Origin of the sequence: Rhodococcus sp. BS-15 (assembly GCF_000813105.1) — a bacterium.
Classification (GTDB): Bacteria; Actinomycetota; Actinomycetes; order Mycobacteriales; family Mycobacteriaceae; genus Rhodococcoides.
In genome coordinates, this window is record NZ_BAOX01000140.1 from 1 (window position 1) to 12,061 (window position 12,061).

General features: G+C 63.3%; 10 protein-coding genes and 2 pseudogenes. 7 read left to right on the forward strand and 5 right to left on the reverse strand.

Features of this window, described 5'->3' with window-relative positions:
- Positions 1-81: 81 nt before the first annotated feature.
- The gene (locus tag RHBS_RS16105; RefSeq protein WP_121869594.1) at positions 82-357 is read left to right on the forward strand and encodes an Lrp/AsnC family transcriptional regulator; all 276 of its coding nucleotides are present in this window, start codon (positions 82-84) and stop codon (positions 355-357) included.
- 27 nt (positions 358-384) lie between these two features.
- On the opposite strand, the pseudogene trpD reads toward RHBS_RS16105, so the two are convergent.
- Both trpD and RHBS_RS16115 read right to left on the reverse strand, forming a co-directional pair.
- Positions 385-1,388, reverse strand: a pseudogene (gene trpD, locus RHBS_RS16110) (anthranilate phosphoribosyltransferase).
- Complete coding sequence (locus RHBS_RS16115) at positions 1,321-1,974, reverse strand: hypothetical protein (RefSeq protein WP_374700618.1); 654 nt, start codon at positions 1,972-1,974, stop codon at positions 1,321-1,323. Before RHBS_RS16115 ends, trpD begins: the two are co-directional and overlap by 68 nt.
- A gap of 151 nt (positions 1,975-2,125) precedes the next feature.
- On the opposite strand from RHBS_RS16115, the gene RHBS_RS16120 reads away from it, so the two are divergent.
- The 5 genes from RHBS_RS16120 (at position 2,126) to RHBS_RS16140 (ending at position 7,158) form a co-directional block, all read left to right on the forward strand.
- On the forward strand, positions 2,126-2,737 hold the full coding sequence (locus tag RHBS_RS16120; protein ID WP_094612701.1) for a heme-copper oxidase subunit III: 612 nt from the start codon (positions 2,126-2,128) through the stop codon (positions 2,735-2,737).
- A gap of 83 nt (positions 2,738-2,820) precedes the next feature.
- Complete coding sequence (locus RHBS_RS16125; protein WP_121869591.1) at positions 2,821-3,669, forward strand: c-type cytochrome; 849 nt, start codon at positions 2,821-2,823, stop codon at positions 3,667-3,669.
- Positions 3,666-4,877 carry a ubiquinol-cytochrome c reductase iron-sulfur subunit gene (locus tag RHBS_RS16130; protein ID WP_237669275.1) on the forward strand — a complete coding sequence of 404 codons (1,212 nt, stop codon included), beginning with the start codon at positions 3,666-3,668 and terminating at the stop codon, positions 4,875-4,877. The genes RHBS_RS16125 and RHBS_RS16130 overlap by 4 nt, the downstream gene beginning before the upstream one ends.
- Positions 4,874-6,652, forward strand: coding sequence for a cytochrome bc complex cytochrome b subunit (locus RHBS_RS16135; RefSeq protein ID WP_121869590.1), 1,779 nt, complete (start codon positions 4,874-4,876; stop codon positions 6,650-6,652). Before RHBS_RS16130 ends, RHBS_RS16135 begins: the two co-directional genes overlap by 4 nt.
- Positions 6,653-6,882: 230 nt before the next feature.
- Positions 6,883-7,158 carry a helix-turn-helix domain-containing protein gene (locus tag RHBS_RS16140; RefSeq protein ID WP_121869589.1) on the forward strand — a complete coding sequence of 92 codons (276 nt, stop codon included), beginning with the start codon at positions 6,883-6,885 and terminating at the stop codon, positions 7,156-7,158.
- Positions 7,159-7,293: 135 nt separating this feature from the next.
- Here RHBS_RS16140 and RHBS_RS16145 read toward each other — a convergent pair whose 3' ends face one another.
- Positions 7,294-7,710 carry a cytochrome c oxidase subunit 4 gene (locus tag RHBS_RS16145; protein WP_121869588.1) on the reverse strand — a complete coding sequence of 139 codons (417 nt, stop codon included), beginning with the start codon at positions 7,708-7,710 and terminating at the stop codon, positions 7,294-7,296.
- 18 nt (positions 7,711-7,728) lie between these two features.
- Positions 7,729-8,808 (reverse strand): cytochrome c oxidase subunit II, encoded by a 1,080-nt coding sequence (locus RHBS_RS16150; protein WP_183130390.1) that lies wholly within the window; start codon positions 8,806-8,808, stop codon positions 7,729-7,731.
- A 223-nt stretch (positions 8,809-9,031) separates the two neighbouring features.
- Between RHBS_RS16150 and asnB the strand changes: the two are divergent.
- Positions 9,032-10,958, forward strand: a pseudogene (gene asnB / locus RHBS_RS16155) (asparagine synthase (glutamine-hydrolyzing)).
- A 48-nt stretch (positions 10,959-11,006) separates the two neighbouring features.
- On the opposite strand, the gene RHBS_RS16160 reads toward asnB, so the two are convergent.
- Positions 11,007-11,981, reverse strand: a complete 975-nt coding sequence (locus tag RHBS_RS16160) for a carbohydrate kinase family protein (RefSeq protein WP_121869586.1) — start codon at positions 11,979-11,981, stop codon at positions 11,007-11,009.
- Positions 11,982-12,061 lie beyond the last annotated feature (80 nt).

Genomic DNA, 12,061 nt, shown 5'->3' on the forward strand with positions numbered 1-12,061 from the left:
CTCTCGCGGCATGGCAGCCACTAGGGTCTGGGGGGGGTAGCTCGCGTCGGACACCGAGCTCGAGATGCTTGAGGAGCACAGATGATCAATGCCATCGTCTTGATCGACGCCGAGGCCGACTTGATTCCGGAGGCGGCGCAGGCCGTAGCCGATGTCGACGGGGTGTCGGAGGTCTATTCGTGTGCTGGGGATGTCGATTTGATCGCCATCGTCAAGGTTCGCGATCATGCTTCGATCGCAGAGGTCATCACCAAGCACATCAATCGCGTTCGGGGTGTGCGCAGCACCACCACTCACATTGCGTTCCAGTCCTATTCGAGTTCCGATGTCGATGCGGGGTTCTCGATAGGCGAGTAGGCGCGCTCTGTGTCGGTCGGAGAGGTGTCAGTCGGCGAGTTCGGTGGTGCATCGACCCCAGTCGGCGAGTAACCGTGCTGCCGCGCCTGAATCGACTGCCTTTGCGGCAGTGGCCAATCCGGCTTCGATCCGGGCGTGGAGGTCGTCGGACACGCCGTGGTGCGCTGCCATGCTGCGGCGGCATTGAGCAGTACTGCGTCGCGGACGGGGCCGTGTTCACCGGCGAACACGCGGTGCGCCACGGCCGCGTTGAATTCTGCGTCTCCGCCTCTGAGAGCTTCGATGGGCGCTCGGGCGATGCCGTAATCGAGGGGGTCGATCGTCTCGACGGTCACCGAGCCACCGGACACCACGTGCACGGTCGTGGTGGTGGACAGGGTGATCTCGTCCAGTCCGTCGTCGCCGCGGACGACCAGGACCGAGCTACCACGTCCGGCGAACACGTCGGCCATCACGGGAGCCAGACTCTCGAACGCGCAGCCGATCAGGCCTGCGCGCGGGCGGCCGGGGTTGGTCAGTGGCCCCAGCACGTTGAACACCGTCGGGATGCCGATCTCTTTGCGTGGTGCCGCGGCGAAGCGCAGTGCAGGATGGTGGATCGGCGCGAAGCAGAATCCGATACCGACCTGTTCGACGCTCGATGCGACGGCGTCGGCTCCGAGAGTCACCCGCACACCCAGCGCTTCGAGGACATCGGTCGTGCCGCTCTTGGACGACGCTGCGCGGTTGCCGTGCTTGACCACTCGCACCCCGCTGGCGGCAACGACGATCGCGGCCATGGTGGAGATGTTGACGGTGTCTGCCCCGTCACCTCCGGTGCCCACGACGTCGACGGCGTCGGTGTCGGTGTCCACCAGCACCGCATGCGCGAGCATGGACTCGGCCAGACCGCTCACCTCGGCCGGAGTCGGCCCTTTCATCCTGAGTGCGACCCCGAAGGCAGCGATCTGGGCGGCGCTCGCATTATCGGCCATGATCTCGTCCATCGCCCAGCCGGTGTCGGCGCTGGACAGGTCGGTGTGCGTCGTCAACGCGCCGAGAATTCGACGCCAGGTACGCGGCTGTTCGTCGCTGATCGCTGCGGTCATGGTGGTTCTGCCGTGCCCTTCTGCCGTCGATGCACTCGGTGCCCTGGAAGCTTAGCCAGACGCCGCGTCGGGCTGTGCGGGCTGCAGTGCGTCCCACCCGAGCACGGCTCCCCCCTCGACGCTGGGCGAGGCCCGCCATGCGAGAACGCTCCTGCGAGCAGTGCAAGGCGTCGAGCACCTGAACCCGTTGCAGAACCAGAGGCACACCGTCGTCCACCCGAGGGCGGTAGCCGGTGCTCTCCGGTAGTTCGGCGGCCGGTCCCACTTCGTAGCCGTCCTGAGCCGCAACCGCTGCAGCGTCATCGACCTGGTTGGAGGGCAACACCAGATGATGGCGGAGCACCACGTCTGCCGCTTCCGTCCACGCCGGCTGGGTCCTCGCTGCTTCGTCGAGCACGGCCGAGCATGCCTGTGCATCGTCGAAGCAACTCGCCACTGTCACGAGGTCGTCGCGGGTGGGGTCAAGAGGTTCTGCCGTCGATCGCGAGAACAGTCTCCGAAACCATCCACCCTCGGTGCGCTTTGCCATGAGGCCAGCCTTGCACGACTGGACCCTACCGGCCCGTACAGGCCCTCTGACCAGCACGGGAACAAGGACGCACCTGGATTCGTTCCGACGCGACGCGCCAAGAGCGGACCCGGATATGCCTTCCGTACTACGACGGGTCATACTTCTCTTTGTGACGAGCGCTGTAGGGACTCAAGGATCGGCAATCACCCAACGCGTGCACTCGCTGAACCGTCCCAATATGGTCAGCGTCGGCACGATCGTGTGGCTGTCGAGTGAACTCATGTTCTTCGCCGGGCTGTTTGCGATGTACTTCGTCGCACGCGCCCAAGCGAATGGAATCTGGCCGCCGGAGCCGACGGAGCTGAACCTCGCTCTCGCTGTGCCGGTGACTGCGGTGCTGATCGCATCGTCGTTCACCTGCCAGCTGGGTGTGTTCGCCGCCGAGCGAGGTGACGTCTTCGGACTGCGCCGCTGGTACATCATCACTCTGGTGATGGGCACGTTCTTCGTGGCCGGCCAGGCGTACGAGTACTACCACATGGTCCACGAGGGCACGACGATCTCGAGCAGCGTGTACGGCTCGGTCTTCTACATCACGACCGGCTTCCACGGACTGCACGTGATCGGCGGACTCATCGCCTTCGTCTTCCTGATCACCAGAACTCTGGTCAGCAAGTTCACGCCCGCGCAGGCCACCGCCGCCATCGTCGTTTCGTATTACTGGCACTTCGTCGACATCGTCTGGATTGCCCTCTTCGCAACTATCTACTTCATCCGCTAGTGACAGTCAGCACGCCAAAGATAACGAGCGAACGGATTCAGCCCCCGACGTTCGGTCCGTCCCGACACGACAAGGGATAGAAGATGAGTTCATCTCCCCCAGCAGCATCCGACGACAACGCCGCCTCCAAGACGAGACGGCAGCGTAAGACGCGCCGACGCATCACCGGTGCGCTCGTTCTGATGATGGGCCTTCTGAGCGCAGGATTCCTCGCTTCGGCTCTGACGCCGACTCCGCAGGTCGCGACCGCCGATACCGATTCGGCAGCGCTGATCCGCGAGGGCAAGCAGCTCTACGACACGTCCTGCGTCACGTGCCACGGTGCAAACCTGCAGGGTGTTCAGGATCGCGGACCGAGCCTCATCGGCGTCGGCGAAGCGGCCGTGTACTTCCAGGTGTCGAGTGGTCGTATGCCTGCCGTTCGCAACGAGGCACAGGCAATCCGCAAGCCACCGAAGTTCGACGACAAGCAGATCGACGCCCTCGGTGCCTACATCCAGGCCAACGGTGGCGGACCGACGGTGCTCCTCGACGAGAACGGCGAGATCGCTCAGGAGTCGCTGCGCGGCAACGACATCGGACGTGGAAGCGAGTTGTTCCGTCTCAACTGCGCCTCCTGCCACAACTTCACCGGCCTCGGCGGAGCTCTCTCCTCGGGCAAGTTCGCACCCCCGCTCGGACCCGCAAACGAGCAGGAGATCTACACCGCGATGGTCACCGGTCCGCAGAACATGCCGAAGTTCTCCGATCGTCAGCTGACGCTGGAAGAGAAGTCCGACATCATCGCCTACATCAAGTCGTCCACCGAGACGCTGCCCGCAGGCGGTTGGAGCATCGGCGGATTCGGTCCCGGTACCGAGATGATCGCTATCTGGACGGTCGGCATCATCGCCGTCGTCGGAGCAACTTTGTGGATCGGAGCTAGATCATGACCGACGGCGATTCCGGCCGTAAGGACGCGAACAACGACGACGAAGCCGGACGCAAGGATGCACCCGGCACCGAGGGCGTGAACGCGGACAAGAAGTACACCGACGAGGAACTCGCCGCGCTCAGCCGCGACGACCTGGTCAAACTGGGCACCAACCTCGACGGTGTCGACGTCGCTTTCCGCCGCAACCGTTGGGCTGTGGAAGGTACTCGCGCCGAGAAGCGTGCCGAGCGCAGCGTCGCGATCTGGTTCGCGATCGCCGGCCTCGCCGCTGTCGCTTTCATCGGCATCTACCTGTTTTGGCCGTGGCAGTACGCCGGTATCGGCGAAGAGAACTACATCGCCTACTCGCTGTACACCCCGCTCATCGGCGGAACGATGGGCCTGGCGATCCTCGCCGTCGGTATCGGTGCGGTGCAGTTCACCAAGAAGTTCATCCCCGAAGAGGTCTCAATCCAGGACCGTCACGACGGCGGTTCGTCGGAGACGGACCGCAAGACGCTCGTGGCAGAGCTCGGCGACTCCCTCGACACGTCGACCATCGGTCGTCGCAAGGTGATCAAGCGCTCGCTCTACTTCGGCGGCGGCGCGCTGGGCATCATGGCACTGCTCCCCCTCGGCGGACTGATCAAGAACCCCTGGGCCAAGGGCGAAGATTCGCCGTTGTGGGTATCCGGCTGGACTCCTCGCTACGATGGAGAGACCATCTACCTCCGACGAGACACCGGGCGACCGGAAGATGTCGTTCTCGTTCGGCCCGAGGACTTGGACGCTGGTGCCATGGAGACCGTATTCCCGTTCCGTGAAGCGGACCGCGAGAGCGAGCACGATCTGCTCGTTTCTCTGCGTGGAATTCGTAACTCGGTCATGCTCATCCGCCTTCGCTCGGACGACGCCAGCACGGTCGTCAAGCGCAAGGGCCAGGAAAGCTTCAATTACGGCGATTACTTCGCCTACTCCAAGATCTGCACGCACCTGGGTTGCCCGACATCGTTGTACGAGCAGCAGACCAACCGAATTCTGTGCCCTTGCCACCAGTCGCAGTTCAACGCGCTCGAGTACGGCAAGCCGATCTTCGGACCGGCTGCGCGTGCGCTGCCCCAACTTCCCATCACTGTCAACGAAGAGGGATTCCTCGTCGCTTCGGGAGACTTCACCGAAGCACTGGGACCCGCCTTCTGGGAACGTCGTCCGGAGCGTGACTCATGAGTACATTGCAAACCCTCGCCGCCAAGCAGGCCGACGGCGTAGACAGTCGCTACCACCTGGCACCTGGACTGCGGCGCCAGATCAACAAGGTATTCCCCACCCACTGGTCGTTCCTGCTCGGCGAGATCGCGCTGTACAGCTTCGTCATCCTGCTGATCTCGGGCGTGTTCCTCACCCTGTTCTTCGATCCGTCGCTCAGCGAGGTCGTGTACGAAGGTGCGTACACCCCGCTCAACGGCGTGACGATGTCCAAGGCATACGCGACCGCTCTCGACATCACGTTCGAGGTTCGCGGCGGTCTGTTCATGCGGCAGATTCACCACTGGGCCGCCCTGATGTTCGCGGCCTCGATCATCGTGCACATGATGCGTATCTTCTTCACCGGCGCGTTCCGTCGCCCGCGTGAGGCCAACTGGGTCATCGGCTGCCTGCTGCTCATCCTCGCGATGTTCGAGGGCTTCTTCGGCTACTCGCTCCCCGACGATCTGCTCTCCGGCACCGGCCTCCGCGCAGCTCTCGGTGGCATCACGATGAGCATCCCGATCATCGGTACGTGGATGCACTGGCTCATCTTCGACGGCGACTTCCCCGGCACGATCATCATCCCGCGCCTGTACGTCGCTCACGTTCTTCTTCTACCGGCCATCATTCTGGCGCTGATCGCAGCCCACCTGGCCCTGGTCTGGTACCAGAAGCACACGCAGTTCCCCGGACCCGGCCGCACGGAGCAAAACGTCGTCGGCGTTCGTATTCTCCCGGTTTTCGCAGTCAAGTCCGGTGCCTTCTTCGCCGTCACCTTCGGTGTGCTGGCAGCAATGGGTGGACTGCTTCAGATCAACCCGATCTGGAATCTCGGACCGTACAACCCGTCGCAAGTGTCGGCAGGCGTTCAGCCCGACTTCTATCTGATGTGGACCGATGGCATGGCCCGACTGTGGCCTGCCTGGGAGATATACATCGCCGGGCGCTACACCATCCCGGCAGTGTTCTGGGTGGCAGTGATCATGGGTCTCGTCTTCACCGTGATGATCGCCTACCCGTGGATCGAGAAGCGTCTCACCGGAGACACTGCGCATCACAACCTGCTGCAGCGTCCCCGCGACGTTCCGGTGCGTACCGCGATCGGCGCGATGGCTCTCACGTTCTACGTGATCCTCACGCTCTCGTGCATCAACGACCTCATCGCGTACAAGTTCGACATCTCTCTCAACGCGATGACGTGGATCGGTCGTATCGGAATTCTCACCATGCCTCCGCTCGCGTACTTCATCGCATACCGATTCTGCATCGGCTTGCAGCGCAGTGACCGGGCAGTTCTCGAGCACGGCATCGAAACCGGAATCATCAAGCGACTCCCGCACGGCCAGTACGTGGAGATCCACCAGCCGCTCGGACCGGTCGACGATCACGGACACCCGATCCCCCTCGATTACCAGGGCGCACCCGTTCCCAAGAAAATGAACAAGCTCGGCTCGGCCGGAAAGCCCGGCTCGGGATCGCTGTTCAGCCCGGATCCGGTGGCACAGAGCAAGGCTCTCGAAGACGCCCATCACAAGGGTGAACACGAACAGCTCACGATGCTCCGCAACTACCAGGCGGGCATTCACGGCAACGGCCACGCGAACGGTAACGGTCACTCGAACGGAAATGGCCACTCGAACGGTAACGGCCATGCGAATGGCAACGGACACTCGAACGGCAACGGCAATGGACTCCACTCGGACGAGGACACTGCAATCGCTTCGGGTCGAAGCGACAACGACAGAGAACGCTGACATCTGACAGAGTCCGAAAAGAGGGCGACACCGGCAACGGTGTCGCCCTCTTTCTCGTCTGCGAACATCATCCGGGGTCGACCCCTCGCGCACCCTCTGGAGCAGTACGGCTCCACGTGGACGGGAAGGACCTGAGGGCCCCTCCCCTCCCCCACCGGCGGATGACCCGCCCGGTGTATCGACCGATCTCGGCTCAGGGGTTCGCCACAACCGGTATTACTATCGGTCTCATGGTCCGTATTCCCCTCACCCCCGGCGAACTCGCCCGAGGTGCCAGGCTCGGCTCTGCTCTCCGTCATGCCCGTGGTGGCCGAACCATGACCGACGTCGCCGATACGGCCGGCATCTCGGTCGAAACTCTGCGAAAGATCGAGACCGGCCGAATTCCGACGCCTGCATTCTTCACCGTCGCCGCGTTGTGCGGTGCGCTGAACATCTCTCTCGATTCGCTTGCCGATTCGACGTCCAGCTCCGTTCGGCCCCACTCGGAGGCCGACGTCTCCTGAGGGCTCCACCTCTCCCGTTCACCTCACAGCGCCGTGAGTCGACCATTCCGTCCGGCCTGTGGTCCAAACAGCAGAAAAGGGCCCCGGTCGCTCGTGAGAACGACCGGGGCCCTTTTCTGGTGCAACTGGTGGAAGTCAGTGGCGCTCGGCACCTACGTGGTACTCGAAGACCAAACCTGCCGCCGCAACGATGACGCACACGACGCCCAGCGCGATGAGCCACGGCTGGAAGAAGGCGAAGCCGATGGCGGTGACGGCTGCGAAGGCCGCCAGCACGATCGGCCAGAAGCTGCCGGGGCTGAAGAAGCCCAAGTCGCCTGCACCGTCGCTCACCTCGGCGTCGTCGAAGTCCTCGGGGCGTGTGTCGAGGCGTCGGGCGACGAACCTGAAGTAGGTACCGATGATCAGTGTCAGACCCACCGACAGGAAGATCGCGGTGACTCCTGCCCACTCCACTCCTGTGCGGCTCAGGCCCGTGAACAACGTGTACACGATGCCGACCAGGAGGAAGAAGACAGTGAGGATTTCGAAGATCTTGGCTTCGATTTTCATATCAGCATGCTTCCTTGGTCAGTTGCCTTCAGCGACAGCGGCTGTTCGGAGGGTGCGGTCGGTCGCGAACGGCGCGGTGCTCGTTGCGAGGGGGCTCTCGCCGATGGCTTCGAGTGCCTGCGCGTTGGTCAGCGCTTCTCCGCCTTCGGACAGGGGCTTGCGAAGCTCGATGTACTGCTCGAACCGCTCCGGAGAGACGGCACGAACCTCGAAGTTCATCATCGAGTGGAAGGTGCCACACATCTCGGTGCACCGTCCGACGAAGGAGCCTTCGCGTTCGATTTCGCTGATCTGGAAGACGTTGTCGGAGTGGTTCTCCTCGGGGTTCGGGAGAACGTCACGCTTGAACAGGAATTCCGGAACCCAGAATCCGTGGATGACGTCCGAGGACGCGAGCACGAACTCGATGCGCTTGCCGGTCGGCAGAACAAGCACCGGGATCTCTTCGCTGGAGCCGACCGTTTCGATCTTGTTGTAGTGCAGGTACGACAGATCCTGCGTGGATGCTCCGTTGATCGGTCCCGGAACGAACTCACCGTCCTCGCTGCCCTCGGCACCTTCACCCGGGGTGGCGGCGGCCTCGGCGGCAGCCTGCTCTTCCTCGTCGGTGCCCTCGTACTTCGCGGCACCGTCCTTGAGATCGATGGTCCGGTACCCGAACTTCCAGTTCCACTGGTACGCCGTGACATCGACCTGGACGTCGGGATCGGCCTGCTTCTCGTCGACGTAGTTCTGCACCACGACGGTGAAGTAGAACAGCACGGCGATGATCACGAACGGAACCGCCGTGTAGAACAGCTCGAGCGGTACGTTGTAGGCCGTCTGGCGGGGGAACTCCGGTGAGCTCTTCTTCTTGCGGTGGAACAGCACCACCCAGAAGATGAGAACCCACACGATGATGCCCATGACCAGGGCTGCAATGACCGACCACGTCCACAGGTCGCCGATGCGTCGCCCCTGAGGGGTGACGCCCGAGGCGAAACCGAAATTGAGTACGTTGTCGCTGCTGATGGAACAGCCCGACAGCATCAACGCGGCTACACCGAGAAATGCTGTCAGCCCCGCTCGCCGAAGGATCCGACTCTGCGCCACGTTCACGCCTTCCTGATTGCCCACCACTGAAGAATAAGGCTTCCACATGGAGATGCCCGAGTACTACGCAGCGTAGACCAAAGCCGGCGGAGAACCACCCTTGGGTCGTTACCTACGTCCGAGCGTGTCTGCGGCATACTCGGATCCTGATCTACAGTCCCGCTGACGACACTCGCGGAGACCAGGACCCCTGCACTGTCCCCAACTGCGAGAAGAGGTAGCAGACGCTGTGTGTGGACTGCTCGGAGTACTCACGTCTCACGGAACGACCGCCGCCGGAGTCGAACTCGTGGCTTCGGCGACCCATTGCATGCGACACCGCGGTCCGGACGAGCCCGGTGGCACCTGGCACGACGACGACGTCGTCTACGGCTTCAATCGGTTGTCCTTCATCGACATCGAACACTCCCATCAGCCGATGCGTTGGGGTCCGCCCGAGTCACCGAACCGGTACGCGCTCGTCTTCAACGGCGAGATCTACAACTATCTGGAACTGCGCGCCGAACTGGCTCGCGACCACGGTGCCGAGTTCACCACCGAGGGTGACAGCGAGTCGATCGTCGCGGCCTTCCACTACTGGGGCCCTGCTGCAGTACAGCGACTGCGAGGCATGTTCGCATTCGCCGTCTGGGACACCGAGACCCGCGAGATGTTCATCGCCCGCGATCCCTTCGGCATCAAGCCGCTGTTCCTGGCCACCGGTCCTGGCGGCACCGCGTTCGGTAGTGAGAAGAAGAGCGTGCTCGAGCTGATGGAGCTGCTCGGAGTCGACACAGATCTCGACCCGCGCGCCATCGAGCACTACACCGTGCTGCAGTACGTCCCCGAGCCCGAAACCCTGCACGCAGGCGTTCGTCGGCTCGAATCCGGTTGCTATGCCACCCTGTCCCCCGGTACGCCGGCGAAGGTCACCCGGTACTTCACACCGAAGTTTCCGGTGCAGCCCTTCGCGCCCGGCAGCGAGAAGGCGCGCTACCAGGAGATCGCCGAGGCACTCGAGGACTCGGTTGCCAAACACATGCGCGCCGACGTCACCGTCGGCTCGTTTCTCTCCGGCGGCATCGATTCGACGGCCATCGCGGCTCTGGCGATTCGTCACAATCCCGACCTGATCACGTTCACCACCGGATTCGAGCGCGAGGGCTACTCCGAGGTCGACGTGGCAGCGGAGTCGGCGGCCGCCATCGGTGCCCGGCACATCGTGAAGGTCGTCGGGCCCGAAGAGTTCGCAGCGTCCATCCCCGAGATCGTCTGGTATCTGGACGATCCTGTGGCCGACCCTGCGTTGGTGCCGCTGTACTTCGTCGCCAAGGAAGCACGCAAGCACGTGAAGGTCGTGCTCTCCGGTGAAGGTGCGGACGAGTTGTTCGGCGGCTACACCATCTACCGCGAACCGCTGTCGTTGAAGCCGTTCGAGTCGCTTCCCGCCTTCCTTCGACGTGCGGCCGGCTCGTTGAGCGAGCGAATCCCGGAGCACGCGCGGCAAGAGCCTGCTCAACCGTGGGTCGATGACTCTCGAAGAGCGGTACTACGGCAACGCTCGCAGCTTCAACGACGCGCAGTTGCGTTCGGTGTTGCGTGAGTTCCGATCCGAGTGGACCCATCAGGACGTCACCGCGCCGATCTACGCGCAGTCGCAGGGATGGGATCCGGTGGCTCGTATGCAGCACCTGGATCTGTTCACCTGGTTGCGCGGCGACATTCTGGTCAAGGCAGACAAGATCACCATGGCGAACTCACTCGAGCTGCGAGTCCCGTTCCTGGACTCCGAGGTCTACAAGGTCGCCGAGAAGCTCCCGCTCGAGCAGAAGATCACCAAGAGCACCACCAAGTACGCTCTGCGTCAGGCACTCGAGGGAATCGTTCCCGGTCATGTACTGCATCGCGCCAAGCTGGGATTCCCTGTGCCACTGCGCCATTGGCTGCGTGGCACGGAACTCTTCGACTGGGCGCACCAGCAGATCGCCGATTCGCAGACCGATCACCTGCTGAACAAGGCCGCCGTCGTCGCCATGCTCGACGACCACCGCGCCGGCAAGTCCGATCACAGCCGTCGACTGTGGACGCTGCTGATCTTCATGGTGTGGCACGGGATCTTCGTCGAGAAGCGCATCGTGCCGCAGATCGCCGAACCGGAGTACCCGGTCAACATCTGATCGACGTCACCTCGCCGCCCCTGATACATCGGGGCGGCGAGATCGGCCTCAGACTGAGAGCAGCGCCCCGATCTCCTCGCCCGCTTCGGCACCGTAGGCCGCGGTCAGACGCTTGATCGCGTCGTCGCGGTTGAGCTCCCATTCCTGAGTGCCGGTGGTCTCGAGTACCAACACGGCCACGAGCGAACCGAGTTGCGCTGCACGTTCGATGCTGGCTCCGCCCATGTGCGCCGTGAGGAAACCTGCTCGGAAGCCGTCGCCGACACCGGTCGGGTCGACCTTGCTCGTCTCGGGTACGACACCGATGTGGGTGTGTTCGCCGCCCTTGGCGACGATGTCGACGCCGCGCTTACCCAGGGTGGTGATTCGCAGATCCACCTTCGCCGCGATGTCTGCGTCGGACATGCCGGTCTTCTGCTTGAGGAGGGCCCATTCGTACTCGTTGGTGAACAGGTACGCGGCACCGTCGATCAAGTCGGTAGCCTGCGCGGCGTCGAGTCGGGCGAGCTGCTGCGACGGGTCGGCCGCGAACGGGATGCCGGCCGCGCGGCACTGGGCCGTGTGCGCCGTCATGGCGTCGGGGTCGTTGGCACCGATCAGAACCAGGTCCATCTCGTGCTGCGCTGCGAGGGCCTCGATGGAAATATCGCGGGCCTCGCTCATCGCGCCGGGGTAGAACGACGCGATCTGCGCCATGTCCTCGTCCGTGGTGCAGACGAAGCGGGCAGTGTGGGCGGTGGCGGACACACTCACGCCACTGCAGTCGACTCCGTGCTCTTCGAGCCAGGTCCGGTATTCGGCGAAGTCCGGTCCCACAGCTCCGACGAGCAGTGGCGAACCGCCGAGAACTCCGAGTGCGTACGCGATGTTTCCGCCGACGCCTCCCTTGCGGATGACCAGATCGTCGACCAGAAAGCTCAACGAGATGTTCGAGAGCTGGTCGGCGACGATCTGCTCGGCGAACCGTCCGGAGAATCGCATCAGATGGTCGGTCGCTATCGAGCCGGATACCGCGAGAGTCACGAAGGAGGGCCTTTCGGTTCGTAAATGCTGGGGAGCTGATGGGCAGACACGACTGTGACCGATACACGCATGCGTGTATC